Source organism: Ralstonia sp. 25mfcol4.1, from assembly GCF_900104095.1.
Lineage (GTDB): Bacteria > Pseudomonadota > Gammaproteobacteria > Burkholderiales > Burkholderiaceae > Cupriavidus.
On sequence record NZ_FNJO01000002.1, the window covers coordinates 297,994 to 323,663 of the forward strand.

Sequence of the window (25,670 nt, forward strand, 5' to 3'; positions counted from 1 at the left end):
ATGGGCGTGCCTCCAGCGATTCAACGTTTCCTTTTCTCCCGCAAGCCAGGTGGTGGAGTCCGTATTTGACTCGTCGCCACGGCAGTTGGAAAAAACAAAAAATGCTGGGGGAAATCATGAGCTATTACGTCAACCGCCCGTTGCTGTATCTGTCCAGGCATCACGATGCGTCGTTGTGCCGCTTTCTGTCCGGACAGGGATGGAAGCTGGTATTTGCCAACAGCCTCGAGGATCTGGCCGGTCTGCCGCTTGACGGACCGTTCTCGGCGGGGCTGTTCGATTTCCACAGCGGCTTCGGCGACGCCGAAATCGAGTTGATGGAGCCGTGGCTGGCCGCGCGCCACATCGGCTGGATCGGCGCGATCAGCAGCGCTGACGCACTGACCGACACCACGCGCAAGCTGCTGACGCTGTACTTCATCGACTACTACACGGCACCGTTCAACACGGCCGATCTGAGCCGCGCGCTCGGTCACGCGGTCGGCATGGCGGCCCTGCGGCCGGGGCGCGAGCAGCCGGCAGTGCCCGAGGCGCGTCCGCACGGCATCATCGGCGAATGCAACGCCATGCAGGCGCTGTACCGCAGCATCGATAAGGTGTCCAGGTGGGACACGCCGGTGCTGATCTCGGGCGAGTCCGGCACCGGCAAGGAACTCGCGGCACAGGCCATCCACCGTGCGTCGCGCCGTGCCAGCCAGCCGTTCGTGGCGGTCAACTGCGCGGCCATCCCGCCCACCCTGCTGATGTCCGAACTGTTCGGCTACGAGCGCGGCGCCTTCACCGGCGCCACCAAGCGCAAGCCGGGCCGGATCGAGATGGCGCAAGGCGGCACGCTGTTCCTGGACGAAATCGGCGACATGCCACTCGAAAGCCAGACCAGCCTGCTGCGCTTCCTGGAAACCGGGCGCATCGAACGGCTGGGCGGCACGGAATCGGTGGCGGTCGATGTCCGGGTCATCTCGGCCACGCACGTCGACCTTGAAGCGGCCGTGGCGGCCGAGCGGTTCCGTGGCGACCTGTATCACCGCCTGTGCGTGCTGCGCGTCAAGCAACCGCCGCTGCGCGAACGCGGATCCGATGTGCTGCTGCTGGCCGAGCACATCTTGGAGGCCGTGCGCAAGGATTCGCCCGAGCATATCCGCGGCTTTTCGCCGCTGGCATTGCGCGCCATCACAGCCCACTCCTGGCCCGGCAATGTGCGCGAACTGCTGAACCGCATTCGTCTGGCCGCCGCCATGTGCGAGAACGGCGTGATCCAGCCGTCGGATCTCGAACTGGGCGCACCCGTGGAGACCAAACCGCCCACGCTGGCGGCGATTCGGGAAACAGCCGAGCAGAACGCGATCATCGAAGCCCTGCAGCGGCACCACGAGCGCCTGATCGACGTGGCGGCCGAGCTTGGCATCTCGCGCGTCACGCTGTTCCGGCTCATGCGCGACTACAAGCTGCAGGTGCGCAAGGGCAACGTGGGACTGGTCTGCGTCCAGAACTGAACAGATCAGCGGATCAGCCGGCATTCGGTAGCCGGCAGCCGATACGGAGTTCGACCATGCAGCACGCCCAGTCTCCATCGCGCCTCCGCGACGGCGGTGCGCCAGGCCAGACGACGGTCAGACCGACGATCTGGCAGCGCATGCCGTCGCGGGACACCTTCGCGCGGCTGGTTCGCTTCGGCGTGTCCGGCGTCATCGCCACGGGCATTCACGTGGCGGTGGCTACGCCGCTGATCTACCTGCTGCATGCATCGCAGGTCAGCGCCAACGGCGTGGCATTCGTGGTTGCCAATATCGCGTCGTACCTGCTCAACACGCTGTGGAGCTTCGGCGCCACGCCCTCGCGCGACAGCTACGCGCGCTTTCTGATCGTATCGCTGCTGGGCCTGGGCCTGACGCTTGCCATATCGGCCGGCGCGCAGGCGCTGGGGCTCGGCTACTGGGCCGGCCTCGCCATGATCCTGTCGGTGGTCCCGGCCGTCACCTTCGTATTGCACCGGGCCTGGACGTATCGCTAGCCGGGCCGGCCCTCACTTCCATCCGGCCGGACCGGCCCATCAAGAGGAGCCCCCATGCCAGCGGCCACCGACATTCCCACGCCCGCGACACACGACGGCGCGCAACCCGCCCGCTGGCTGACGCCCGGACGGATCTGCCTCTATGCAGCCACCTTGCTGGTCCTGGAGTGCATCGTGACCGGCGCATGGTGGTACAGCCACGCGATCATCGCCAACCCGACCGTGCCGGGGATGGGATGGGACTTCGTGGTGTACTGGTGCGCGGCTTCGCTCGGGCACCTGCATGGCGCACCGGCAGCCTATGACTGGGAGCTGCTGCGCGCCGCCGAGCGCTCGCTGCTGCCGAACACCTTCGGCCCGTTTGCCTATCCGCCGACGTTCCTGCTGCTGATCTATCCGCTGGCCCTGCTGCCGTTCGGGCTGGCGCTGGTGCTGTTCTCGCTGGCCGGCATCGCGGTGTACCTCGGCTACCTGCGTACCGTGATTGGCGGGATACACCGCTACTGGTTCGTGCCGGCACTGGCCTTCCCCGGCGTGTGGGGGGCGCTGATCCCGGGCCAGAACTCGCTGTTCACCGCCGTGGCCGCCGGCGGGGCGCTCTGGCTGCTGCGCCGCCACCCCATTGCCGCTGGCGCCTGCATCGCGCTGCTGTGCGCCAAGCCGCAACTCGGCGTGCTGTTTCCGCTGATGCTGCTTTGCGAGCGGCGCTGGGTGGCGTTTGCGGCGGCGGCGGGCTGTACGGCGCTGTTCGTCGGCCTGACTATCGCTGCCTTCGGCGTGGACGTCTATCCGGCGTTCTTCCGCAGCATGGCGATGTTCCGCGAGGCGGTGGCGGTCAACAGCGGCATCCTGCGTCTCGCGCCGACGATCTTCGGCATGTTGCGTGTGGCCGGCATCGACGTGCCGCTGGCCTACGCCGTACATGCCACCGTGGCGCTGTGCGCGGTGGCCGCATGCGTGTGGATGTGGTGTGGCCGGGCGCGGCCTGCGCTGGGGGCGTCGGCATTGGTGGTGGGCACCCTGATCGTCCAGCCCTATCTGATCCACTACGATCTGGCCTGGCTGGCGATACCGCTGGCGCTCCTGTGCGTGGACATGGTCCGGCATGGCAGCCGTGCGTGGGAGCGCCTGCTGCTGGCGATCACGTGGCTGGTCCCGGCGCAGGCGATGAGCCCGCTGGTGATCGATGTCATGCCGCAGTTCACTCCCTTCGTGCTGGCCGGCCTGCTTGCGCTGATCGTGGCGCGGCATCAAAGCAACGCCGCCCGATCCTGAGCGGACCGGGCGGCGCCCCCCCGGAAAAAACCCCGGAAAACCTACTGCCGCTTGCCGCCCGCCGCGATCGAGATCACCCGGCCGCCGCTGCCGAAGCGCCCTTGCGGCCGGCGGTCCTGATAGCGGCGCTTGACCAGGTAGATCGGGCGCGCCTTCGATTCATCGTAGATGCGGCCGATGTACTCGCCCAGCACGCCCAGCCCGATCAGCTGCAGCCCGCCGAAGAACAGCAGCAGCGAGAGCACCGACGCATAGCCGGGCACATCGACACCGAGGACAATCGTCCGGGCCACGATGAACGAGCCGTAGCAGAACGCGATCATGGCGACGAACGAGCCGACGTAGGTCCAGCTGCGCAGCGGCAGCGTGCTGAAACTGGTGATCCCTTCCAGCGCCAGGTTCCAGAGCCGCCAGCCGGAAAACTTGGACTCGCCAGCGCTGCGCGGGGCCCGCTCGTACTGCACGATCGCCGTGGTGAAGCCCACCCAGGCGAACAGGCCCTTCATGAACCGGTGCCGCTCGGGCAGCTGCTTCAGCGCGTTGACCACCGAGCGGTCCATCAGCCTGAAGTCGCCGACGTTCTCGGGAATCTTGAGGTCCGACAGCCAGTTGTGCACGCGGTAGTAGGCGGTGGCGGTCACGCGCTTCAGGAAGGTATCGCTGGCGCGGCTGGCGCGTTGCGCCAGCACCACCTCGGCACCGTCGCGCCATTTCTCGACCAGCGCGGGAATCAGCTCGGGCGGGTCCTGCAGGTCGGCGTCGATCGGGATCACCGCGTCGCCAAACGCCTCGTCGATGCCGGCGGTCAGCGCCGCCTCCTTGCCGAAGTTGCGCGTCAGATCGATCACGCGGACACGTGCATCGCGTCGCGATACCGCGATCAGCCGCGCCAGCGTGTCGTCGCTGCTCCCGTCGTTGACGCAGACAATCTCGAAGCGCGTCCGCGGCACCGATTCCAGCACCGGCACCACGCGCGCGAAGAATGCCTGCAAGGCGTCACCCTCGTTGTAGAACGGCACCACCAGCGACAAGAGCTGGTTTTCGTCATAGTCAGCCATGATCTCTTTCCTCCCGGCGCGTCTGGTCGCGCGCCACGTCTCCCGGCATCAGGCGATGCCCCCCATCCTTTCCATCCGGATTCGCCACACGCCGAGGCCCAGGGCAAGCATCAGCCCAAGCGGCAGCGGCTGGAATCCGATCTCCGCATCGGTCACGCGGGTCCACAGTGGCATCAGCCACAGCACGGCCAGCAGTTCCCGCTCGCCACGCAGCCAGCCCGCCCGATGTCCATGCACGCCAAGCCACGCAATGGCCAGCCCGAGAAACACCAGGTCGTAGTCGTACAGGTAGGCAGGCAGCAGCAGCCCGCCGGCGACAAGCACCGCCGCGCGCAGTGCAAAGCTGCAGGTCCCGGTCCACGCGTACATGACCGATGCCAGCGCAGCCGCCGCCACCACGCCGTGGACGGCATAGGGCAGCAGCACGCCGCCACTGATCAGCTTCACCGCCGCAAACACCGTGGGCATGCGGGCCAACAGCGCGGCGCCCTGCTCCACCGATGCGCGCGCCATGGCGGCGTTGCGCAGGAACGCGGCGAACGGCTCGGTGCCGAACGCGAGCAGCGACATCAGCGTCAGCACCAGCGTCGTGGCAACCATGGCGCCCAGCGCACGCCAGGCGCGCGCACAAAGCAGCGCTACCGGAAACATCAGCGCAAGCTGCGGCTTCATCGCCACCACGCCCAGCAGCACGCCCGCGAGCACCGGACGCCGTTGCAGGCAGGTCAGCGCGAGTCCAGTGCAGCCTGCCAGCCACAGTGCGTTCTGTCCGGTAGCCAGCACGACGACGATGCCCGGAAACGCCACCGCCGCCAGACGCGCATCACGCCAGGGCAGCGTGCGGTGCATGGCCCATGCGTACCAGGCCACGCCCCCCGCCAGAAAGACAAAGGTGGCCAGCCCATAGGGCAGCAGCCCGAACGGCAGCACGAACCACAGCGATGCGGGCGGATACAGCCACGGCAGCACCCCGTCGCCAATGGCAAGGCCGGGCACGGCGGACAGCTCCATCTGCCGCAGCGCGCCGAAGTCGTACGGTGCGGCCGCCCCGCTGGACAGTGCCAGCTTTGCCGCACTCCAGAACACCACGAAGTCGCCGCCCGGCGCAAACACGCCAGGGCGCTTCAGCACGCAGGCGCGAAGCAGCCAGATGCCGAAATACAGCGCGTAGCACCCCAGCGCCACGCTTGCGTAGAGGCGCAGGCGCCGCTGGTCGAGCCAATGCGCCGGCGACGCAGCGGCCCCGCTGCGGTGGGCGGCGGCGTGTACCGTGGCCATGTCAGGTCCCCACAGGCGCCGGAACCGGCGCGGAAGCGGTGCGAGCCATGACCCGGCGCACCGCCACCAGCACCAGCAATGCCGATACGACCGGGCCGATCTGCGGCATGCCGAGCTTGGGATTCAGATTTTCGAAGACAGGCAGCCACCACACCACCAGCAGCAGCGCGCGCTCGCGGCCGCCCAGCCCGTGGCGGATGCCGTCACCGACCAGACCCGCCGCGGCAAGCCCCATCCATGTCAGTTCGTAGTGGCGAACGTACGGCGTGGCCAGCAACGCGCCGGCGGCCAGTACCGCCACGCAGAGCGGCACCTCCCGCGTGCGGGACCAGACATAGGCCACGGATGCCGCCGCCGCCGCGGCAGCCAGACCCTGCACCGCATAGGCCGCTGAAGTGCCCAATCCGGCCAGCTGCGCGGCCGCCAGAACGGACGGCATGCCGTACCAGCCCTCGGGCGTGCCTTCCACGAGATTGGCGCGGGCCCACGCGATGCTGCGCAGGAAGGCCGGGATGGTTTCCCAGCCGCATATGGCCACGCTGACAGCCGCGAAGATCGCGGCCGTGGCCGCTGCGCTCGCCAGCGTCCGGAAATGGCGCCCCGCGATCAGCGCCACCGGCACCAGCAGCGCCAGCTGGGGCTTGATGGCCAGCAGCCCGATCAGCACGCCGGCAAGCACCGGACGCCTGCCCACCAGGCACACCGCCCCGCCGATCAGCGACGCCGTCAGCAGCGAGTTCTGGCCCAGGATGACGGAAATCAGGACGGCCGGCGACGCCAGCACCGGCAGCCACAGGCCGCGCCGCAGCAGTGATCCGGCGCCCACCAGCCCCGCGATCGCCCGCAGGTAGGCGCAGGCGCCTGCCAGCACGAACAGCACATAGCTGAACGCCAGTGGCAGTGCCGCCAGCGGCAGCACGACGAGCAGGAACGTGGGCGGATACAGCCAGGGCAGCACGGCCGTGCTGTCGGCGCCGAGCGGCCCGTAGGCCGCCATCACATCGAGGTGCCTGGCCACGTCGTAGGCATGCACCGCGCCTTCGCTCAGTGCCAGGTACGACGCGCTCCAGAACACGGCAAAGTCGATGCCGGGCCGGCTGACATGGCTGTCGGTGAAGCCACGGCTGTACCAGGCCCAGGTCACCATCAGCAGGACGAACAGGACCAGCACCGCCGCGCTGTAGGCGCGCGCCCGGTCCAGATCCAGCCATGCGCGCCCGGCGTGCTGGCCATGCTTCCCGGTGTCTGTCCGGACCGCTTCCTGATTCATGACTTGCCCCGTTCCGTTGTTGTCCTGCAGGCCGTTTGTCGCCGTTCCATGAACCTCGGCAATGCCTGGCGTTGCCTAAGTCTTGTCATGCGAGGACGTTTGCGCAAGCCGCGCCAGGCGGCAAAAACGGCCTGGAGGCCGCGTGAAACCCGCTGGCCGCCGACAACGTTTCCGTTCTGAATCACGGCTGGGTTCCTGACCGGAAATGGCGCCGCGCAAGCGTTTGCGGCCCACGCGAACAGCCGGCGCGCGCGTTGGCCGGCACACGACGGCGCCGTGGATGATTCCATTCGGAAACGTCGCCCCCGGCGCCGGGCGGTTCATCCATCAGACGGGCCATGCCATGCGCCGCATGGATCCACCCCGGCGGTTGTCATCCAACTGCGTGACCAGGGCCGGCCATCGGCCTCGTCCGCCTCATGCTTTCGGATGAACGCGGCCGCCCCGCAACCACGTGACACCGGAAAGCCGGTCGGACCGCACTCAACCCTGCGCGGCCTCATCCAAAAAAAATCGCCTGCCAGCGTTTCCGGCCGGCAACGACGAAGGCCCGAAACGGCGCTGCAGCGCGCATCGCCTCGCCCGCCGACGGACACACCTGCCCGCAAAGCCTTGCGGCATAAGGATCTGGCCGAGGCTGGCCTGCGGTTTGCCTATGCCTGGCATGCGGCACCGATTCACCGGACTGCCGCACTGCCCGCGAGGACTGTGATTGCAGGCAGACGACAACAACGATTCGGGGAGCCACACCATGCCAGCTATCGGTCCGCTCGTGAGATTGCACCGGGCACAGGGTCGCACCGTCTCCGCCCGCGGCGGCGGCAGCGTGCCCTTCCGCTGCATGGCACGCGCCAGCCACGCACAACATGCGGCACGGTGTATCCATGCCTCCGCCGAACGCCGTCTGCAGGCACGCAGCCCGCAGGGCCCCGGCACAGGCGCCGGCCGGTGGCCATTCCACTGCTGCGCCATCTGCGCGCCGCCGCGCTGTTGCCGTGTCGGTATCTGAGTTTCCGATTGTCCTTACGTAATTCCCACCGAAGCGTTTGTTCCACAACAGAAGGAGCTTGCCATGCAACGACTGACCCAAAACCTGAAGCGTTTTGTCCGTGACGACGACGGCGTGACCGCCATCGAATATGGGCTGATTGCCGCACTCATCGCGGTGGTGATCATCGCCACGGTGAAGACCGTCGGCACCAACCTGTCCGGCGTGTTCAGCTACATCGGCGCCGAGCTGGCCTGACGGACCGCAGGTTCCGCGGCGTGGCGCGTGCGTGCCCCACGCTGCGGAACCTGCGACGCCAGAGATCACCGCCCCCCATCCAGGAGAGACCATGCGCAACCCCATCGCCAGCCTGAATGCCTTTGTTCGCAACGACGACGGTGTCACCGCCATCGAGTACGGCCTGATCGCCGCGCTCATCGCTGTGGTGATCATCGCCACCGTGCAGATCGTCGGCACGAACCTGAGCGCCGTCTTCAGCTTCATCGGCTCGGAGCTGACCTGACCGAACCGTCAACGGACAACGGCCCCTGTGAGGAGACCACCATGCGCGGCATTCGAATCTTCTGCCGGACCCGGACCTTCCGGCGCGATACACGCGGTGTGACGGCAATCGAATACGCATTGCTGGGCGCATTGATCGCGATGGTGATCATAGGTGCCGTGAGCGTCCTGGGCGGCAACGTCAAGACGCTCTACGAATTCATTGCAGCGGAGATGCCCTGAAACGGCCACGCCAACCCAGACGAACCGAGTCCGCCATGTCCACGATCCCATCGCTCTCGCCCTTTGTCGGCCCCATCGCCATCGCGGTGGTACTGACTGCCGCCGCCACGGACCTGCAGCGCCGCCGCATCCCGAACTGGCTGACGTTCGGCGCATGGCTGTTGGCGCTGCCCGTCCAGATGATGGTGCACGGGCCGGCTGCGGGAATCTCCGCATGGGCGCTCGGCTGGCTGACCGGATTCGGCATCTTCCTGCCCGTATATCTGCTCCGCGGCATGGCTGCGGGCGACGTCAAGCTGATGGCCGCCGTGGGCGCCTGGCTGGGCGCCAGTCTTGCCGCATGGATCGCGCTGGCCTGTTTCGTGATCGGCGGCGCCTGGGCGCTGATGCTGGTGCTCGCGACCGGCAAGGGCCGGCAGTTGCTGCGCAACCTCGGCGGCATCGCGCTCACCGGCCAGGCGGGCCCGTCGGTGGGCTCGCTGCCCTACGGCGTGGCAATCGCCGCCGGCACGCTGACCATGCTGTTCGCCCGGACATGACGGGCCAATCGATGCCACCGGGCGGCGCCACGCAACGCAACGGAATTGCAGACCAACACTCAAGGGGAATGGCAATGTCAGAACACCACGAAGACCAGGCGACACAACTCCCCGAGGCACTCGCCTCGGTGGTCCGGCACGCCCAGATCGATCAGGCGCCGCCACCCGCCTGGGCCGTGCCGCCGCGTACCATCGCAGATACCGGGCTGGAGGTGTCGCTGCTGCTGGGCCTGCTGCTGAAGGCTGCCTACCTGCACCGCAGCGTCTCGCTGGCCATCCTGATGGATACGCTCAGGCTGCCCGCTTCGGTGGTGAACGAGGTCGCGGCGCTGGGCGTGCGCGAACGGCTGCTCGAGGTGGCGCATCGTGGCGCCAGCGACATCGACGTGCGATTCCGCCTCACAGACGCCGGCTACGCCCGCGCCGCCGAGACCACCGCGCGCTGCAGCTACACGGGCGCCGCGCCGGTCACGCTGCAGGCCTACATCGATGCCATCGCCCTGCACTCGATCCACCATACGTCGGTGACCAGGACCGACGTGGCCCGCGCCTTCCAGGACCTGGTGGTGCCGGGCGCGCTGCTCGAATCGATCGGCATGGCCCTGAACACCGCACGGGCGCTGATGATCTACGGCCCGCCGGGCAGCGGCAAGACCTACCTGGCGCAGCGCCTTGGCGCGCTGCTGCCCGGCGCCGTGCCCGTGCCCCACGCGATCACGGTGGCGGGCGAGATCATCCAGGTGCTGGACCCGCTGGTGCATACGCCGGTTGCCGCCGGCGACACACCGGGTTCCCACCGCGCCATGGACCGCCGCTGGGTGGTCTGCCATCGGCCCGTGGTGCTGACCGGCGGCGAGCTGACGCTGTCGATGCTGGACCTGCGCTACGACAGCGCCTCGGGCTTCTACCAGGCGCCGCCGCACATGAAGGCCAACAACGGCATCTACATCGTGGACGACCTGGGCCGCCAGATGGTGGGTGTGGAACAGCTGCTGAACCGCTGGATCGTGCCGCTCGATCGCGGCATCGACATGTTCACGCTGCACAGCGGCGTGCGGTTCTCGGTGCCCTTCGACGTATGGCCGGTGTTTTCCACGAACCTGGAACCGAGCCAGCTCAGCGACGACGCGTTCCTGCGCCGGCTGGGCAGCAAGCTCTACGTCGGGCCGCTGTCGGTCGACGACTATCGCGAGGTCTGCCTGCGCACGGCCGCCGACCTGGGCCTCGCCTGGCCCGAACCGGCCTTCGATTTCCTGCTGGAGAGCCTGCACTTCTCCAGCGACATCCCGTTGCTGGCCTGCATTCCGCGCGACCTGCTGCGGCTCGTGGCGTCGCATTTGCGCTACCACGACGATGCCCCGCACGTAACCGCGGAGGGGCTTTGCCGGGCCTGGCAGAGCTACTACGGCCTGCGTGCCAGGCCGGAAGTGTCGTCACCCGTCACCAGCGAACACCGCTGGCCAGTCGGCCATCGTGCGGCGGGCTGAACCAGCCCAACCAGGAAGCACGTCCATACGTAGGGGAGAGTCATCATGAAGAACACGCGAGCAATCCTGATGCTGCTGGTTGCGCTGGTCGCCGGCGCGGCAGCGGTGGTATCCGCATCCCGATGGCTGCTCCAGCAGTCGTCGAGTTCGATCAGGCAGGTGGTGGTGGCTGCCAACGACCTGGACCTTGGGCAGCCGCTCAATGGCAGCCAGCTCAAGCTCGTGAGCTGGCCGGCTGCCAGCGTGCCGCCGGGCGCATTCGAGGACCTCAAGGCCCTCGATGGGCGCGTGGTACGTACCAGCCTGCAGCGCGGCGAGCCCATCCTCGACGCCAAGCTCGCGCCGATCGGCACCAAGGGCGGCCTGTCGGCGGTCATCAACGACGGCAAGCGCGCCATCACGGTTCGGGTCAACGACGTGGTGGGCGTGGCCGGCTTCGCGCTGCCCGGCAACTACGTCGACGTGATCGTCAACACGAACGAGGAAGCCAAGAGCGCCCAGAACGGCAATATCTCGAAGATCGTGCTCGAGAAGATCCTGGTGCTGGCCGTGGCCCAGCAGGTGAGCCGCGACGACACGCAGCCGAAGGTGGTCAACGCCGTGACGCTGGAGGTCACCCCCGACCAGGCCGAAAAGCTCGACGTGGCACGCAGCGTGGGCACGCTGTCGCTGGTGCTGCGCAACCAGATGGACGTGGCCGACATCAACACCGGCGGCGCCACCAAGCACACGCTGCTGGGCCGGACCGATCCGCCCGCGCCGGCTCCGGCCGCCGCGCCGGCCGCCGCACCGCGCACCGTGGTCAAGACCCGCACCATCGTGGCCGCGCCGGCACGCCCGGGCAACTGCGTCGGGGTGCTGGCAGGTGTCCAGGGCAGCCTTGAGTGCTTCTGAACATGAACGGTGACTAACGAGACGCTCAACGCATCCATCCGAATCCATCTCCGGGGGGAGACCCAAAATGAACGAGAAGACATCCGAAGCAGCACGCGGCACACGCCTGGTCGTGCTGGCAGCCATCCTCTGCACACCGCTGGCCTCCGCGGCCCAGGTCGCCGTCGATGCCGGCAACGTCGCCAAGGCCACCACGCCGGCGGCAGCCGCGGCACCCGGGGTCAAGGTACCGGCAACGGGCGGCCCCGTGCAGATGACCATCAGCATGACGCCGGTTCCGGCCGCGCCGTCGGTCGCGGCCGACGCCCGGGGGCCGAACTGCTCCGGCGCGATCCGCAATGAATCGAGCGTGATCGTGCCGGTGGGCAAGTCGCAGCTGATTCCGCTGCCCGAGCCGGTTCGCAACCGCACGCTGGGCAACCCGAACGTCGTGCAGGCCACGATGGTGTCTCCGCAAACGCTCTATGTGCTGGGTCGCACCGTGGGCACCACCAACATGATCGTGCAGGGCCGCAGCGGCGCCTGCAGCATCATCAACGTGGTGGTCAACGCGGACTCGAACGGTCTGCAGACATCGCTGGCGCAGCTGCTGCCCGGTGAATCGGGCATCCGCGTCATGACCGCCGCCGACAACCTGGTGCTGACCGGCAGCGTGTCCAGCTCGCAGGCGGCCCTGCAGGCCATGGACATCGCCCAGGCCTATGCCAACGCGGCCCAGGGCGACGGCGCCAATACCAAAAAGGGCGGCGTGCTCAACATGATGTCGGTGGATACCCCGCAGCAGGTGATGCTTGAAGTGAAGGTTGCCGAGGTCTCCAAGACGCTGCTGAACCAGCTGGGATCGGCCGTCAACATCCAGGGCGGCTTCGGATCGTGGACCGGCGGCGTGCTCACCAACCTGCTCACGGGCGCTGCGGCCGGCTTCTTCGGCAGCAAGGCCAACAACAGGCCGTTCGACCTGGCCATCGACGCGCAGAAGAACGACAGCCTCGTGAAGGTGCTGGCCGAGCCGAACCTGGTCACCATCAGCGGCCAGGAAGCCAGCTTCCTGGCGGGCGGCAAGATCTACATCCCCGTGGCGCAGAGCAACGCGCTGGGCGGCGCATCGACCATCACGCTGCAGGAAGAGGAATACGGCGTCGGGCTCAAGTTCACGCCCACGGTACTGGCCAACGGCCGGATCCACCTGAAGGTGTCGCCGGAAGTGTCGGAACTGTCGCCCACGGGCGCCACGGTCAGCGGCAGCACCCTGACCGGCCAGACCATCCTGCCGCTCATCACGACGCGGCGCGCATCCACCACCGTGCAGATGCGCGATGGCGAGAGCTTCGCGATCGGCGGCCTGCTGCAGGACAGCGCGCGTGGCGCGTTGAAGGCCCTGCCCGGCGCGGGCGAAGTGCCGGTGCTTGGCACGCTGTTCCGCAGCACGCAGTTCCAGCAGGACCTGACCGAGCTGGTGTTCATCATCACGCCGCGCCTGGTCAAGCCGATGGCGAACCAGAACTACCCGCTGCCGACCGACGGCTTCACCACGCCCGACCCGCTGTCGCTCTACTTCATGGGCAACATGGAAGGCCGTGGCAAGCCGCCGCAGCAGCCCGCCCCGGCCCCTTCGCAACCCGCCGCACCGGCCACGGCCCCGGCACCCGCCCCTTCGGCACCGCGCACCGAGACCACCCCGGGCACGTCGGTCCCGACGGTCCCGGTCGGCAAGGTGCTGGACGAACCGGCGCCGTCGGGCCGCGCGTCCCCGGTCGCACCCGTGGCTGCAGCCGGATCACGGCCACCCCGGGCGCCCGCGACCGGCACCGCACCGACCGTCACGGTCGAGGACCACAGCGCGCGCGTCGCGCGCATCGAAGCCACCGCGCAGCGCCTGGCCCAGGCCCGGGCTGCGACGGCCACCGGCCCCGGCACCACGGGCAGCAACTGATCCGCCGCGCCACCAGGAGAACGATCATGAACAAGACACGCAAGCTTTCACGCAGCGCCGCCACGCTGGTGCTCGGCACCCTCACCTGCATCGGGCTGTCGGCCTGCATGACTTCGACCCCCGTTTGGGACCATCACCGGGGCGAGGCGCTGGCCGCCATCAAGCAGCAGCAGATCATCAACCCCGATGCACCGGCCGGACTGCCCACCGTCGAAGGCACGGACGGCAAGACGGCCGTGGCCGCCATGCGCAATTTCGACCGCTCGCTGATGCGGACGCAGCAGGGCGCCGGCAGCTCGCCCAGCGTGTTCGGCATCGACTTCGGCTCGGGCGGCGGCTACGGCGGCGTCGGCATGGGCGGCGGCCAACGCTGAGGCAAACGCAACGCTTTCCGGGAGGGTGCCATCATGTCCAGAACCAGGCCTCGCGGCAAGTCTCTGCCTCGCATCCATGCGCGGCAGCGCGGCGCCGTTGCCATCATCGTCGGCCTCATGATCGCGGTGCTGGTCGGCTTCATCGGCCTGGCACTCGATCTGGGCAAGCTGTACGTGAGCAAGAGCGAACTGCAGAACCGGGCAGACTCGTGCGCGCTGGCCGCGGCGCGCGACCTGACCGGCGCCACCCCGCTCACGGTGTCGGAGGCCGCGGGCTTCACGGCCGGGGCCCGCAACCTGGTGCTGTTCCAGGGCAAGCTGGAACAGCAGCCGGGCATCACGTCGACCGAGGCGGTGACCTTTACCGATTCGCTGGCGAACCCCTTCCTCGACAAGAACTCGGTCACGTACCCGCTCAACACCATCAAGTACGTGAAGTGCGAAGTCTCGCGCGCCGGCATCGCCAACTGGTTCGCGCAGGTGCTCAACGCCCTGCCCGGCACGAACATCGGTCCGAGCACGGTCGCCGCGTTTGCCGTGGCCACCACCACCTCGGCGCAGACCACCTGCGCGATTCCGGTGTTCGTCTGCCGGGCCGACACGGCTACGCCGCCGGTGCCCGGCGGATACACGATCGGGCAATGGCTGACAACCAAGGCCGGCACATCGGATGTGCAGGACCTGTCCTACGGAGGCGGTAACTTCGGCTGGGCGGATCTGAGCGGCGGCAGCAACGCCAAGGACCTGGCCAACCAGCTCAAAGGGGCCGGGCAATGCAACCTGCCGGCGACGGGTGCCATGATCGGCACGACCGGCAACAAGGCGTCGATCGCCGACGAATGGAACAGCCGCTTCGGCATCGTCAAGGGCAGCACCGTGGGCGTGACGGACTTCACGGGCTTCGCCTATACGCCGACGTCGTGGACGGCAAAAAGCAATGCCTACAACGGCGCGTCGTCCAACACCACAGGTGTCCCGCAGTCGAACTTCCTGACCGCCCGCAGGGCGTACAAGCCGTACCAGGGCGACTCGGCCGCAGGGCTGACCACGCAAGGCAACACGGCAAGCGCCGCCACCTATCAGAGCGGTGCCGACCGGCGCCTGGTGCTGGCCCCGGTCGTCGACTGCTCTTCGCTCAGCACGCCGGGCACGCATCAGGTTCCGGTGACGGGCTGGGCCTGCCTGCTGATGCTCGACCCGATGCAAAAGGGCGGCGCCAACGACACGGTACACCTGGAGTATCGCGGCGACTCTAGCTTGCCGGGCAGTCCCTGTGCCACGCAGGGCATGCCAGGCGCCAGTACCGGCGTCGGTCCGCTCGTTCCCGTGCTGGTGCAATAGGAGCCGATCATGAAACGGCTGACACACTCCCGACCCCACACCCGCAGGCGCCAGCGCGGCGTGGCCGCCGTCGAGTTCGGCATCCTGCTCGTGCCGATGGTGCTGATGGCCTGCGGCGTCGCCGAATTCGGACGCGCGGTCTATCAGTACGACACGCTGACCAAGGCCACGCGCTCGGCGGCCCGGTATCTGTCGCAATTCTCGCCGGACGACGTCACGTACCCCACGGCGGCGACCAAGTGCCTGGCCGCCTATGGGAACACCGGCTGCTCCGGCCAGCCGCTGGCGCCGGGGCTGACCACGGCGATGGTCGTCATCTGCGACCGCGTCGATGGCACCGGGTGCCCGGGACAAGCCTTCAGCAACGTCGCTACGTACGACAACCCTGCGGGCACCGGCACGCAGGCCGGCACCGTGAACCTGGTGGCCGTCCGGATCAGCGGCTTCGCCTACTCGCCGCTGCAGTCGTTCATCAACCTTTCCGGGATGAAGTTCGGCGACATCACCACCGTCATGAGGCAAGTGCTATGAAACATCGTGCCCACCCCCTCAGGTTTGCCCGGCAGCGCGGCGTTGCCGCGGTGGAGTTCGCGCTGATCGCGGGCGTGTTCTTCACGCTGCTGATCGGCATCATCGAATTCTCGCGTGTGCTCTTCTACTGGAACACCGCCGCCGAGGTCACGCGCCTGGCCGCCCGGTCGGCCGTGGTCTGCGACTCGAACGCCGGCATCATCAAGACAAAGATGGAGAACATGCTGCCATTGCTGCAGAACTCGAACATCAGCGTGGCCTACTCGCCCACGGGCTGCGACAGCGATCCGGCCACCGCGCGCGCCAGCTGCCAGTCCGTGACCGTCAGCGTGACCAACGTGACGATTGCCACGGTGATCCCGGTGATGCGCCTGCGTATCGGCATGCCGGCGTTCACCACGACCATGACACGCGAAAGCATGCAGACATCGACCGGCGGGTCGGTTTGCAGCTGACGCCCAGACACCCATTCGCTCCATCCGACCCGAACATCGCGAGGACACCATGCTCAAGATCCTGATCGCATCCGACGACGCCGAACGGCTGGCTGAGGTCAACCGGCTCACGGCCAACGCCGGCAACTTCCAGACCATGTCGATGCAGGAAGGGTTGGCCCGCCTGCCGCTGCAGGCGAGCCGGCTGCGCATGGCGGACCTGCTGATCCTGGAGCTGCCCGATATCGGGCCCGCCCAGATGTTCGCGGTGGAGACCCTGCGCCAGCAGCATCCCGACCTGCCGTGCATCCTGATCACGCAATCGCACGATTCCAGCGTGCTGATCCAGGCCATGCGCGCCGGCGTGCGCGATGTGCTTTCCTGGCCGCTGGACAAGAGCCAGCTGGCCGAAGCCCTGAAACGCGTCGAAGCCACGCACGTGCCGCGGTCGCAGGAAGTGGCCCAGGTGGTGTCGATGATCTCCTGCAAGGGCGGCGCAGGCACCAGCTTCATCGCCGCGAACCTGGGCGATGCGCTGTCCCGCCACTTTGGCAAGCGCGTGCTGGTGGTGGACCTGAACCGGCACTTCGGCGATCTCACCTACATCGTGACCGACAAGGCGCCGCCTAGCACGCTGTCGGAAATCTGCAGCCAGATCGACCGCATGGACGCGGCGTTCCTGGAGGCCTGCCTCGTGCGCGTCGGCGACGGCTTCGACATGCTCGCGGGCGCCGCGGACCCGGTGCGGGCCAGCCAGATCCAGAAGGAAAAGCTGGAGTGGATCCTGTCGGTCATGCAGCCAAACTACGACTATGTGATCTTCGACGTGGGCCAGAGCATCGATCCGCTGTCGATCAGCATGCTGGACCACAGCGACCGGATCTGCGTGGTGACCGAACCCAGCATCGCTTTCGGCCGCCCCAGCCGGCGGCTGCTCGACATCCTGCGCGCGCTGCACTACCCCGACGACAAGATCCGGGTGGTACTGAACCGCACGGGCCGCAAGAACGAAGTGCCGCGCGCCACGATGGAAGAGATCTTCGGCATGAAGGTAGCGTTCACCCTGCCGGACGACCCCGCGACCGTGGACGAGGCCGTCAGCCACGGCGAGCCGGTGGCCAAGCTGAGCAAGCGCAGCAGCATTGCGCGCGCACTGCAGTCGATGGCCATGCAGCTGGCTCCCAGCCAGGAGGCCGAGCGCCGCAGCCGGCAGGAAAGCGTGTCGCCCCTGCGCAAGCTGATGCTGCGCGCCCGCAGCACCTGAAGCCGCCGGCCCCAGTCAGACTGATCCGCCGATCCCCCGGAACCGAACCCGCCAAGCCAGGAGCCCATCATGTCAATCCGCGAACAGCTCGCCAATGCCGGGACGCCCTTCACGGCCAACGGCCATGCCGCGATCCATTTCGGCGTCGCCGCCAACACGAACTCACCCGGATACCACGCGCTCAAGCGCGATGTCCACGAGACCGTGCTCGACCGCGTGGAACTGGAGCGCCTGGCGCACTTTCCGCAGGAGCAGGTGCGTCAGGAGATTTCCACACTGGTGAACCTCATCATCGAGGAACAGAAGGTGCTGCTCAACGACAACGAGCGTCGCCAGCTGACCGTGGAGATCTACGACGAAATGTTCGGCTTCGGCCCGCTGGAGCCGCTGCTGAACGACCCCACCGTGTCCGACATCCTGGTCAATACCGCGCGGCAGACGTATGTGGAGCGGCGCGGCAAGCTCGAACTGACGAACGTGGTGTTCTATGACGACGCCCATCTGATGAAAGTGATCGAGAAGATCGTGTCGCGCGTGGGCCGCCGGATCGACGAGACCAGCCCCATGGTGGATGCCCGGCTGCCGGACGGCTCCCGCGTCAACGCCATCATCCCGCCCTCCGCCATCGACGGGCCGCTGCTGTCGATTCGCCGGTTCTCGGTGAATCCGCTGCAGGTGGCTGACCTGGTGGCGCTGAAAAGCCTGACGCAACCGATGGCCCAGTTGCTGCAGGCGCTGGCGCACGCGAAGGTGAACGTGCTGGTCTCGGGCGGCACGGGCAGCGGCAAGACCACGCTGCTGAACATCCTGTCCGGCTTCATCCCCGAAGACGAGCGCGTGGTGACCATCGAGGATGCCGCCGAGCTGCAGCTGCGCCAGCCCCATGTGCTGCGGCTGGAAACCCGGCCGCCCAACATCGAGGGCAAGGGCGAGATCACGCAGCGCGCCCTGGTGCGCAACGCGCTGCGGATGCGGCCCGACCGCATCATCCTCGGCGAAATCCGTGGCGGCGAGGCGCTGGACATGCTCAACGCGATGAACACCGGCCACGAGGGTTCGCTGACCACCATCCACGCCAATACGCCGCGCGACGCACTGACCCGGCTCGAGAACATGGTCAGCATGGCCGGCCTGACGATGCCCGCCAAGGCCATGCGGCAACAGATCGCCTCCGCGATTACCGTCGTCGTCCAGGCCGCGCGCATGACAGACGGCAGGCGCAAGATCATCAGCATCCAGGAAATCACCGGCATGGAAGGCGACATCATCAACACGCAGGAGATCTTCAACTTCCAGCGCACCGGCGTGGCCGAGGATGGCACGGTCCGGGGCCACTTCAAGGCCACCGGCGTGTATCCGAAGTTCGCCGAGCGGCTGCGTGTATTCGGCGTCGGCCTGCCGGACGAAATCTACGATCCCGCGCGCCGCTTCGAGGTCTGAGCCCGCGCACGCGCCAACGTCAACATCCCCGGGGGGTAACACATGAGCACGATCTTCTATGCCTTCGGCATCCTGCTGTTCGTCGCCGTGGTGCTCGGTGTCGAAGCCATCTATCTATGGTGGAACAACGCCCACGGCCCCGCGGCCAGGCGCATCGAGGCGCGCCTGCGGGCGCTGTCGGCCGGCGGCCATGTCAGCGCCGAGCGCCTGTCGATTCTCAAGAAGCGGCTGCTCAGCGATTCGCCGCGCATGCAACGCTGGCTGATGAACGTGCCGCGCATCGGCGCGCTGGACCGCTGGCTGGAACAGTCCGGCAGTTCATGGTCGGTGGCGCAGTTGCTCGGCTACTGCGGACTGGTGGTGCTCTGCACGGTGGCCCTGATTCCCGTCGTGCCGGTGCCAATGTCCGTCATGCTCGGCGGCGCGGCGTTCGCGTGGATCCTGCCCTTCCTGCATGTCATGCGGCAACGCGCCAGGCGACTCAAGCAGCTGGAACTGCAGCTGCCCGACGCGGTGGACATGATCAGTCGGGCGCTGCGCGCCGGCCACTCGTTTTCCGGTGCGCTGGGCATGGTCGGACAGGAAATCAAGGCGCCGCTGGGCCCCGAGTTCCGCACCACGTTCGAAGAGATCAACTACGGTGTTGCGCTTGACGAGGCCATGACGAACCTCGCCATCCGGGTGCCGGTGGCCGACCTCCGCTACTTTGTCATCGCCGTGCTGATCCAGCGCGAGAGCGGCGGCAACCTGGCGGAGATCCTCGACACCATCGCGACGATGGTGCGCGAGCGGCTCAAGCTCTTCGACAAGATTCGGGTGTTGTCGGCGGAGGGCCGGCTCTCCGCCTGGATTCTTGGCCTGCTGCCGTTCGGCACGGCCGGCATGATCCTCGTCGTCAACCCCGACTTCATGAAGGTGCTCTGGGAAGACCCGCTTGGATGGCGAATGATTGGCGGCGCCATCACGTCGATGATCTTCGGTGTGGTGTGGATGCGCAAGATCATCCGCATCCGGGTATGAGTCGGATAACAACAGGCAGGCTTCGACGGTCAACCTGAGGGGGAGTTTGGTCATGCAAGACATCATGCAGGGGTTTCGGATAGATCAGTGGATCGTGCTGGCGCTGATCTTCGTCGCAGCGTTCGGCACCGTATTCGGCGTGCTCTACGCGTTTTCGCCCGACCGGGTGCGCGGCCGGATGGAGCAGATTGCCAGCGAGACCGGCGGCTTCACCGGCGACGCCGGGCAACATCAGGCCCTGATCGAGACCATCGTCCGATGGGCCCAGCCTGTCTCGCGGCTGTCGCTGCCCAAGGAGGGCTGGGAAAGTTCGCAGCTGCGCGTCCGGTTCATGAACGCCGGCTGGCGCAACGCGAATGCCGCCCCGCTGTACTTCGCGGCCAAGACGCTGCTGGCGGTGGCGCTGCCGATGCTTGGACTGGTGGCAACGGCCAGCACCCCGGCATTCCAGCAGGAAAGCGCAATGTTCGCGATGCTCGCGGTGCTGGCGGCCATCGGCTACTACATTCCGAACATCCTGCTGTCGCGCAAGGTCGCCACGCGCCAGCGGACGGTGTTCGAGGAATTCCCGGACGTCATCGACCTGCTGACCGTCTGCGTGGAAGCCGGCCTGGGGCTCGACGCCGCGCTGATGCGCGTGGCCGACGAACTGGCGCTGCGTTGCCCCGTGCTTGCCGATGAGCTGCAGCTGATGCTGCTGGAACTGCGCTCCGGATTCTCGAAGGAGAAGGCGCTCGGCAATCTGTCGCTGCGCACCGGCGTGGAAGATGTCGACAAGTTCGCATCGATGCTGATCCAGGCCGACCGCTTCGGCACCAGCCTGGGCGAGTCCCTGCGGGTGCTGTCCGACATGCTGCGGACCAAGCGCCGCATGCGTGCCGAGGAACAGGCCGCGAAGATCGCGCTGAAGCTGCTGTTCCCGCTGATCTTCACGATTTTCCCCACGCTGCTGCTGGTCCTGCTGGGGCCGGCGTTCATCCAGATCTACCGGGTTCTGCTGCCCACCATGGCGGGCGGCAACTAACGCCACATCAAGCGGCGCATTGTCATAGCGGTTCCCCCGGCTGTCCTCCCCTGGTGCAATACCAGGAAGACAGTCTTGCCCGGACGAGTCCGGGCTTTTCTGCTTGGCGCGCCGCCAACGCGCCGCCAAGGCAACCGCGCAGCTTGACCGATGCGCAAGTCTTCTTAAGAATGCTTGCAGACCAATTCGCGCCCGTATGCAGATACGGGGGGCAGCCCCATGAAAATCCGCATCCTGAGTGATCTCCACATCGAACACCACATGCCGGAGGATGTCCCCGGCTGCAGTGCGGATCTGACGATCCTGGCCGGCGACATCGCCAACGGCCGCGACGGTATCGACTGGGCCGCCCGTACGTTCGCGGGCCCCGTGCTGTATGTCCCCGGCAACCACGAATACTACGAAAGCGCGTTCGATCCCGTGGACCGACAGATGGCCGAAGGCGCCGCCGCGTCCGGCAATGTAACGCTGCTCAATGGCGCGGTGGCGGAATTTTCGGACGCCCCGGGCGGCCCGGTGAGGATAATCGGCACCACGTGGTGGACCGACTATGCGCTGTACGGCGAGAACCGCATCGACGAGGCCATGGCCGCCTGCGCCAAGGTGATGGTCGACCACCGGCTGATCGCCACCGCTGGCGACGACGGCCTGCTCCGCCCGTACACGCCGGCCGACGCCCTGGCGCGCCACCAGGCGGCCACGGCCTGGCTGGCCGACACGCTGGCGCAGCCCTTCGACGGGAAGACCGTCGTGGTCACCCACCACGGCCCCGACCTCGGCAGCCTCGATGCGCGCTACGCCCACGACATCGTCTCCGCCGGCTTTATCTCACGGCGTCCCGACCTCGTGGCCCAGGCCGATCTCTGGATCCACGGCCACACGCACACCAGCTTCGATTACTGGATCGACGACACGCGCGTGGTCTGCAACCCGCGCGGCTATATCTCGCGCAGAACCGGCGTACCCGAGAACGCCATGTTCGACTGGGCCAAGGTCGTCGAAGTCTGAGGCGGCTCCGGGCTTTTCTGAGCGACAAATTCGCCGGCCCTGCCTATACGGCGGCCCGATCACAGGTCTCGTTCAGCACGCACAATTGTCAATCGCAACGCGGCGATTGTGACGACAGGTTGCGTCGGATTAGTTCGCTGCCGATTCGTTGACGCGCTCGGCAATAAGTCGGTGTAGCGTGCCACGCACAGCAAACAGCGCGTGGCGTAAACCGATGATCGACAAAGACGCTCTGGTATCCGGCGGGCAGTGGTTTCTCCAGAATGCAGGGCGGCCCACCTACCGCCTCGAAGTCCCCGCCGCCCCCACCGCCATCGCACTGTCGGTGGTCTCGTTCAAGGCCGTCGAGACACTCGGCAAGCCTTACCGGGTCACCGTCCAGCTGACCCATCCGCTGGAACTCGACCGTGCCGACTACCTGAATCGTCCGGCGACCTTCGTCATCGACCCCTGCGATGGCAGCGAGCCGCGCCGTTTTGCCGGCTGGATTCCGGCGTTCTCGAAGACTCGCCAGACGCGCGACTTCCATGGCTACGAGATGGTCGTGGAACCGCCGGTGACACGCCTGCGGCTGACACCACGCAGCCGCGTCTATCAGCACAAGACCGCGCCGCAGATCATCGAGGCGATCCTGCGCAGCCACGAACTCGAAGGCCATCAGTTCGCTTTTCGGCTACGGCGCGAGTATCCCGAGCACAAGTTCCGCCTGCAGTACCAGATGTCCGACTGGGATTACGTGCGCCTGCTGATGGAGCAGGAAGGCATGTATTGCTACTTCGCGCCGGGGAAATTTGGCGAAATTGTGGTGTTCGGTGACGACATCGACCATTACATCTATCAGCCCGAACTGCGGGTGCCCTATCGCGAGACGGCAGGGCTGGAGTCAGGCACCGAAGCCGTCTTTTCGATGCGTACCAATACGAAAACCGTCGCCAGATCGGTCCTGGCATCGGACTACAACCCGGCCCACGCCTACGAGCGGCTCATGGCCGACGCCAACATCGCATACAAGGATCGGACGACTTATGGCGAGCCATACATCCATGGCACGCATCATCTGGATATGGCCGGCGCGAAGTGGGAGGCGTTGCTGCGCCACGAGGCGGCCATCGCCGGGCAGGTCGTCTATCAGGGCGAAAGCAACGTGCTGGCGTTGCGCCCGGCGCGCATCCTGCGCATGGATACGACCCTGCCGGATGCGCCGAACGGCCAGGTCATCACCGAAGTCATCCACACGGGCACCCGCGATCAGGCTTATCGGAATACCTATCAGGCGATTCCGTCGGACCGGCGCTTCCGCCTGCCGGTCGACGAAGCCAAATGGCCGCGCATCGCCGGCACGCTGAGCGGTCGCGTTACCACGCCGGGCCAATACAAGTATGCCTACCTGACGCAGGACGGGCACTACACCGTCCACTTCGATCTCGACTCATTGTGCCGACTCGTATCCGACGTTTGAACAGGAGTCCGCATGAGCAGCTCGACGACTATGGCCATCGGCCGTCATTTGGTAGATGTGCCCGACAATGCCGTGATTGTTCCTCAGTGGAGATTCAATAACAACCCACTCGCATTTCGCGACGACATTCGTACAGATGTGGCGTATGACGCCATGATCCACCAACGTGAGCAGGCCCTGCGTGCTGCCCCACACGAGCAATACGGCAGTCTGTTCGTTCAACGAGTGGACCACTCGGCCCATCGCGGCGTGACATTGGTTTCCTGGAATCGTCCGGGCGGCACGATCATGTACCAGTTCGACTCATACTTCCGCATTGGGGGCCGGACATTGTCGTATCTGATGAGAGTGTCGAACGACCGTCGCGACTCTCAGCTGAAGCTTTGCGCGGAGATTGCCGATAGGTTGCGGCCGGTGGATGGCGCGTCGGTGCCCCGGCGAAAAGGCTTCGTGGCGGGCAGCGTCATATTGGAAGACACCCGATTCAACCGCGAAAGCTGGTCCCTGACCATCAAGCTCCCCAACAAGCCCGACGCATGGATCCAGGTGTCGGCCTTCGCTCAATATCGCGTAGAGCCCAGCCTGCGCAAGCGGGCCGGCGGCTTGCTGACCAGCTTGCTAGGCTCCATTGCCGGGATGCATCAACTGCGCAACCGTGCGCGGCCCGTTGGCCCCATCGAGGCCGACGAGATCCTCATCGCGGGGACGGAGAAGGGAAAGCGGCTATACGCCTTCAAATGGGAAGCCTCCGGCAAAGCGCATTCGCTCGCGGAGCCACAGCTGAATGCCGAGCTCGACGTCATCGAGAGCGTCTACAAAACCAATAACGAATCATTCTCCAGCGACGAGGAAGCCCTGGAGTTATGGGACAGGCTGATCGATTCCATCCGCCTGCGACCCGGAGCCGTCTGATCATGGATACAGCCCAGCCCGTGACACCCACGACAAAAGCGAACCGCTCACGCCGGCGGGTGCTGCTCGCACTTGCCTCGGCTCCCCTGCTTCCCAACGCCGGCATTGCGCAGGCCGGCGTGTGGCAACGGCACGCTGCCGTATCGACCGGCACGGCAATCCCGGCAAAAAGAATCGCGCGTTCGGCTATGACCACCAGGATAGCTATAAGGATGAACGAGCGTTATACGCCACCCTCTACGCAATCATCAAGATCTCTCAGGACGCCCAATGGTATCCGTTGCTCGAACAGGAGTCCGCATGACCCCAAGCTGGAGAACCGTGCCCATCGGCCGACACCTCGTGGACGTGCCGGAAGATGCAACCCTCGTGCCTCAATGGAGGTACAACACCGACCCTCTAGTTTTCCGCAACGACATCCGCACAGACATGGCGTATGACGCCATGATCAACCAGCGTGAGCAGGCCCTGCGTGCTGCTCCACACGAGCAATACGGCAGTCTGTTCGTTCAGCGAGTGGACCATATAACCAATCGGGGCGTCACACTGGTGTCATGGAATCGGCCGGGCGGCACGATCATGTACCAATTCGACTCATACTTCCGCATTGGCGGCCGGACAGTAGCCTATCTCAGGAAAGTGTCGAACGACCGTCGCGACTCGCAACTGAAGCTTTGCGCGGAGATTGCCGACAAATTGCGGCCGGTGGATGGCGCATCGGTGCCCCGGCGAAAAGGCTTCGTGGCGAGCAGCATCATATTGGAAGACACCCGATTCAACCGCGAAAGCTGGTCCCTGACCATCAAGCTCCCCAACAAGCCCGACGCATGGATCCAGGTGTCGGCCTTCGCTCAATATCGCGTAGAGCCCAGCCTGCGCAAGCGGGCCGGCGGCTTGCTGACCAGCTTGCTAGGGTCCATTGCCGGGATGCATCAACTGCGCAACCGTGGGCGGCCCGTTGGCCCCATCGAGGCCGACGAGATCCTCATCGCGGGGACGGAGAAGGGAAAGCGGCTCTACGCCTTCAAATGGGAAGCCTCCGGCAAAGCGCATTCGCTCGCGGAGCCGCAGCTGAATGCCGAGCTCGACGTCATCGAAAGCGTCTACAAAACCAATAACGAATCATTCTCCAGCGACGAGGAAGCCCTGGAGTTATGGGACAGGCTGATCGATTCCATCCGCCTGCGACCCGGAGCCGTCTGATCATGGATACAGCCCAGCCCGTGACACCCACGACAAAAGCGAACCGCTCACGCCGGCGGGTGCTGCTCGCACTTGCCGCGGCTCCCCTACTTCCCAACGCCGGCATTGCGCGCGCCGGCGTGTGGCAACGGCACGCTGCCGTATCGACCGGCACAGCAATGCAATGGCTGAAGGCGGAATTGC

General features: G+C 66.5%; 24 protein-coding genes and 1 pseudogene. 22 read left to right on the forward strand and 3 right to left on the reverse strand.

What is annotated here, in order from left to right; genetic code table 11:
* Positions 1-116 precede the first annotated feature (116 nt).
* From BLQ58_RS04465 to BLQ58_RS04475, 3 genes are all read left to right on the forward strand, one after another.
* A complete protein-coding gene (locus tag BLQ58_RS04465) occupies positions 117-1,493 on the forward strand; it encodes a sigma-54 dependent transcriptional regulator (RefSeq protein WP_092595525.1) in 1,377 nt (458 codons plus the stop codon).
* A gap of 140 nt (positions 1,494-1,633) precedes the next feature.
* On the forward strand, positions 1,634-2,011 hold the full coding sequence (locus BLQ58_RS04470) for a GtrA family protein (RefSeq protein ID WP_254775818.1): 378 nt from the start codon (positions 1,634-1,636) through the stop codon (positions 2,009-2,011).
* A gap of 54 nt (positions 2,012-2,065) precedes the next feature.
* The gene (locus BLQ58_RS04475; protein WP_092594966.1) at positions 2,066-3,286 is read left to right on the forward strand and encodes a glycosyltransferase family 87 protein; all 1,221 of its coding nucleotides are present in this window, start codon (positions 2,066-2,068) and stop codon (positions 3,284-3,286) included.
* 41 nt (positions 3,287-3,327) lie between these two features.
* Here BLQ58_RS04475 and BLQ58_RS04480 read toward each other — a convergent pair whose 3' ends face one another.
* The 3 genes from BLQ58_RS04480 to BLQ58_RS04490 are packed head-to-tail and all read right to left on the reverse strand — an operon-like array spanning position 3,328 to position 6,892.
* Positions 3,328-4,344, reverse strand: coding sequence for a glycosyltransferase family 2 protein (locus tag BLQ58_RS04480; RefSeq protein ID WP_092594968.1), 1,017 nt, complete (start codon positions 4,342-4,344; stop codon positions 3,328-3,330).
* Between the two features lie 48 nt (positions 4,345-4,392).
* Positions 4,393-5,622 carry a glycosyltransferase family 87 protein gene (locus tag BLQ58_RS04485; RefSeq protein ID WP_092594970.1) on the reverse strand — a complete coding sequence of 410 codons (1,230 nt, stop codon included), beginning with the start codon at positions 5,620-5,622 and terminating at the stop codon, positions 4,393-4,395.
* Position 5,623: 1 nt separating this feature from the next.
* A complete protein-coding gene (locus BLQ58_RS04490; RefSeq protein ID WP_092594972.1) occupies positions 5,624-6,892 on the reverse strand; it encodes a glycosyltransferase family 87 protein in 1,269 nt (422 codons plus the stop codon).
* Between the two features lie 1,072 nt (positions 6,893-7,964).
* On the opposite strand from BLQ58_RS04490, the gene BLQ58_RS04495 reads away from it, so the two are divergent.
* The 19 genes and pseudogenes from BLQ58_RS04495 to BLQ58_RS04590 all read left to right on the forward strand — a co-directional run bounded on the left by BLQ58_RS04495 (position 7,965) and on the right by BLQ58_RS04590 (position 25,487).
* Positions 7,965-8,138, forward strand: a complete 174-nt coding sequence (locus BLQ58_RS04495; RefSeq protein ID WP_092594974.1) for a Flp family type IVb pilin — start codon at positions 7,965-7,967, stop codon at positions 8,136-8,138.
* Positions 8,139-8,229: 91 nt separating this feature from the next.
* Positions 8,230-8,403, forward strand: a complete 174-nt coding sequence (locus BLQ58_RS04500) for a Flp family type IVb pilin (protein ID WP_092594976.1) — start codon at positions 8,230-8,232, stop codon at positions 8,401-8,403.
* Between the two features lie 41 nt (positions 8,404-8,444).
* Positions 8,445-8,624: a Flp family type IVb pilin gene (locus BLQ58_RS04505; RefSeq protein WP_092594978.1), complete on the forward strand. Its 180-nt coding sequence runs from the start codon at positions 8,445-8,447 to the stop codon at positions 8,622-8,624.
* Positions 8,625-8,659: 35 nt separating this feature from the next.
* Positions 8,660-9,163, forward strand: coding sequence for an A24 family peptidase (locus tag BLQ58_RS04510; RefSeq protein WP_092594980.1), 504 nt, complete (start codon positions 8,660-8,662; stop codon positions 9,161-9,163).
* A gap of 74 nt (positions 9,164-9,237) precedes the next feature.
* A complete protein-coding gene (locus tag BLQ58_RS04515) occupies positions 9,238-10,650 on the forward strand; it encodes an ATP-binding protein (RefSeq protein WP_175459835.1) in 1,413 nt (470 codons plus the stop codon).
* 45 nt (positions 10,651-10,695) lie between these two features.
* Positions 10,696-11,544, forward strand: coding sequence for a Flp pilus assembly protein CpaB (cpaB, locus tag BLQ58_RS04520; protein ID WP_092594982.1), 849 nt, complete (start codon positions 10,696-10,698; stop codon positions 11,542-11,544).
* 67 nt (positions 11,545-11,611) lie between these two features.
* On the forward strand, positions 11,612-13,477 hold the full coding sequence (locus BLQ58_RS04525; RefSeq protein ID WP_092594984.1) for a type II and III secretion system protein family protein: 1,866 nt from the start codon (positions 11,612-11,614) through the stop codon (positions 13,475-13,477).
* A 26-nt stretch (positions 13,478-13,503) separates the two neighbouring features.
* The gene (locus BLQ58_RS04530) at positions 13,504-13,851 is read left to right on the forward strand and encodes a hypothetical protein (RefSeq protein WP_092594986.1); all 348 of its coding nucleotides are present in this window, start codon (positions 13,504-13,506) and stop codon (positions 13,849-13,851) included.
* Between the two features lie 33 nt (positions 13,852-13,884).
* Positions 13,885-15,192, forward strand: a complete 1,308-nt coding sequence (locus BLQ58_RS04535; protein ID WP_092594988.1) for a pilus assembly protein TadG-related protein — start codon at positions 13,885-13,887, stop codon at positions 15,190-15,192.
* Positions 15,193-15,201: 9 nt separating this feature from the next.
* Entirely contained in the window at positions 15,202-15,723 is a 522-nt protein-coding gene (locus BLQ58_RS04540) for a TadE/TadG family type IV pilus assembly protein (protein WP_092594990.1), read from the forward strand.
* Positions 15,720-16,178, forward strand: a complete 459-nt coding sequence (locus tag BLQ58_RS04545; protein ID WP_092594992.1) for a TadE/TadG family type IV pilus assembly protein — start codon at positions 15,720-15,722, stop codon at positions 16,176-16,178. Before BLQ58_RS04540 ends, BLQ58_RS04545 begins: the two co-directional genes overlap by 4 nt.
* A gap of 49 nt (positions 16,179-16,227) precedes the next feature.
* Positions 16,228-17,421 (forward strand): CpaE/TadZ family protein, encoded by a 1,194-nt coding sequence (locus tag BLQ58_RS04550; protein ID WP_092594994.1) that lies wholly within the window; start codon positions 16,228-16,230, stop codon positions 17,419-17,421.
* Between the two features lie 69 nt (positions 17,422-17,490).
* On the forward strand, positions 17,491-18,861 hold the full coding sequence (locus BLQ58_RS04555; protein ID WP_092594996.1) for a TadA family conjugal transfer-associated ATPase: 1,371 nt from the start codon (positions 17,491-17,493) through the stop codon (positions 18,859-18,861).
* Positions 18,862-18,903: 42 nt separating this feature from the next.
* On the forward strand, positions 18,904-19,881 hold the full coding sequence (locus tag BLQ58_RS04560; RefSeq protein WP_092594998.1) for a type II secretion system F family protein: 978 nt from the start codon (positions 18,904-18,906) through the stop codon (positions 19,879-19,881).
* 52 nt (positions 19,882-19,933) lie between these two features.
* Positions 19,934-20,905 carry a type II secretion system F family protein gene (locus tag BLQ58_RS04565; protein ID WP_092595000.1) on the forward strand — a complete coding sequence of 324 codons (972 nt, stop codon included), beginning with the start codon at positions 19,934-19,936 and terminating at the stop codon, positions 20,903-20,905.
* 219 nt (positions 20,906-21,124) lie between these two features.
* Complete coding sequence (locus tag BLQ58_RS04570; protein ID WP_092595002.1) at positions 21,125-21,913, forward strand: metallophosphoesterase; 789 nt, start codon at positions 21,125-21,127, stop codon at positions 21,911-21,913.
* A gap of 214 nt (positions 21,914-22,127) precedes the next feature.
* Positions 22,128-23,342, forward strand: a pseudogene (locus tag BLQ58_RS04575) (type VI secretion system Vgr family protein); the annotation flags it as partial.
* Positions 23,343-23,384: 42 nt separating this feature from the next.
* Entirely contained in the window at positions 23,385-24,284 is a 900-nt protein-coding gene (locus tag BLQ58_RS04580; protein WP_092595006.1) for a T6SS immunity protein Tli4 family protein, read from the forward strand.
* Between the two features lie 300 nt (positions 24,285-24,584).
* Positions 24,585-25,487, forward strand: a complete 903-nt coding sequence (locus BLQ58_RS04590; RefSeq protein ID WP_092595010.1) for a T6SS immunity protein Tli4 family protein — start codon at positions 24,585-24,587, stop codon at positions 25,485-25,487.
* The last annotated feature ends 183 nt before the right edge of the window (positions 25,488-25,670 follow it).

Coding starts and splice junctions, on each gene's coding strand:
- BLQ58_RS04555 (WP_092594996.1), top strand. CDS start 17,491: ATGTCAATCCGCGAACAGCTCGCCAATGCCGGGACGCCCTTCACGGCC.
- BLQ58_RS04570 (WP_092595002.1), top strand. CDS start 21,125: ATGAAAATCCGCATCCTGAGTGATCTCCACATCGAACACCACATGCCG.
- BLQ58_RS04510 (WP_092594980.1), top strand. CDS start 8,660: ATGTCCACGATCCCATCGCTCTCGCCCTTTGTCGGCCCCATCGCCATC.
- BLQ58_RS04465 (WP_092595525.1), top strand. CDS start 117: ATGAGCTATTACGTCAACCGCCCGTTGCTGTATCTGTCCAGGCATCAC.
- BLQ58_RS04505 (WP_092594978.1), top strand. CDS start 8,445: ATGCGCGGCATTCGAATCTTCTGCCGGACCCGGACCTTCCGGCGCGAT.
- BLQ58_RS04545 (WP_092594992.1), top strand. CDS start 15,720: ATGAAACATCGTGCCCACCCCCTCAGGTTTGCCCGGCAGCGCGGCGTT.
- BLQ58_RS04495 (WP_092594974.1), top strand. CDS start 7,965: ATGCAACGACTGACCCAAAACCTGAAGCGTTTTGTCCGTGACGACGAC.
- BLQ58_RS04530 (WP_092594986.1), top strand. CDS start 13,504: ATGAACAAGACACGCAAGCTTTCACGCAGCGCCGCCACGCTGGTGCTC.
- BLQ58_RS04475 (WP_092594966.1), top strand. CDS start 2,066: ATGCCAGCGGCCACCGACATTCCCACGCCCGCGACACACGACGGCGCG.
- BLQ58_RS04490 (WP_092594972.1), bottom strand. CDS start 6,892: ATGAATCAGGAAGCGGTCCGGACAGACACCGGGAAGCATGGCCAGCAC.
- BLQ58_RS04525 (WP_092594984.1), top strand. CDS start 11,612: ATGAACGAGAAGACATCCGAAGCAGCACGCGGCACACGCCTGGTCGTG.
- BLQ58_RS04560 (WP_092594998.1), top strand. CDS start 18,904: ATGAGCACGATCTTCTATGCCTTCGGCATCCTGCTGTTCGTCGCCGTG.
- BLQ58_RS04500 (WP_092594976.1), top strand. CDS start 8,230: ATGCGCAACCCCATCGCCAGCCTGAATGCCTTTGTTCGCAACGACGAC.
- BLQ58_RS04515 (WP_175459835.1), top strand. CDS start 9,238: ATGTCAGAACACCACGAAGACCAGGCGACACAACTCCCCGAGGCACTC.
- BLQ58_RS04485 (WP_092594970.1), bottom strand. CDS start 5,622: ATGGCCACGGTACACGCCGCCGCCCACCGCAGCGGGGCCGCTGCGTCG.
- BLQ58_RS04590 (WP_092595010.1), top strand. CDS start 24,585: ATGACCCCAAGCTGGAGAACCGTGCCCATCGGCCGACACCTCGTGGAC.
- BLQ58_RS04550 (WP_092594994.1), top strand. CDS start 16,228: ATGCTCAAGATCCTGATCGCATCCGACGACGCCGAACGGCTGGCTGAG.
- BLQ58_RS04480 (WP_092594968.1), bottom strand. CDS start 4,344: ATGGCTGACTATGACGAAAACCAGCTCTTGTCGCTGGTGGTGCCGTTC.
- BLQ58_RS04580 (WP_092595006.1), top strand. CDS start 23,385: ATGAGCAGCTCGACGACTATGGCCATCGGCCGTCATTTGGTAGATGTG.
- BLQ58_RS04470 (WP_254775818.1), top strand. CDS start 1,634: ATGCCGTCGCGGGACACCTTCGCGCGGCTGGTTCGCTTCGGCGTGTCC.
- BLQ58_RS04565 (WP_092595000.1), top strand. CDS start 19,934: ATGCAAGACATCATGCAGGGGTTTCGGATAGATCAGTGGATCGTGCTG.
- cpaB (WP_092594982.1), top strand. CDS start 10,696: ATGAAGAACACGCGAGCAATCCTGATGCTGCTGGTTGCGCTGGTCGCC.
- BLQ58_RS04535 (WP_092594988.1), top strand. CDS start 13,885: ATGTCCAGAACCAGGCCTCGCGGCAAGTCTCTGCCTCGCATCCATGCG.
- BLQ58_RS04540 (WP_092594990.1), top strand. CDS start 15,202: ATGAAACGGCTGACACACTCCCGACCCCACACCCGCAGGCGCCAGCGC.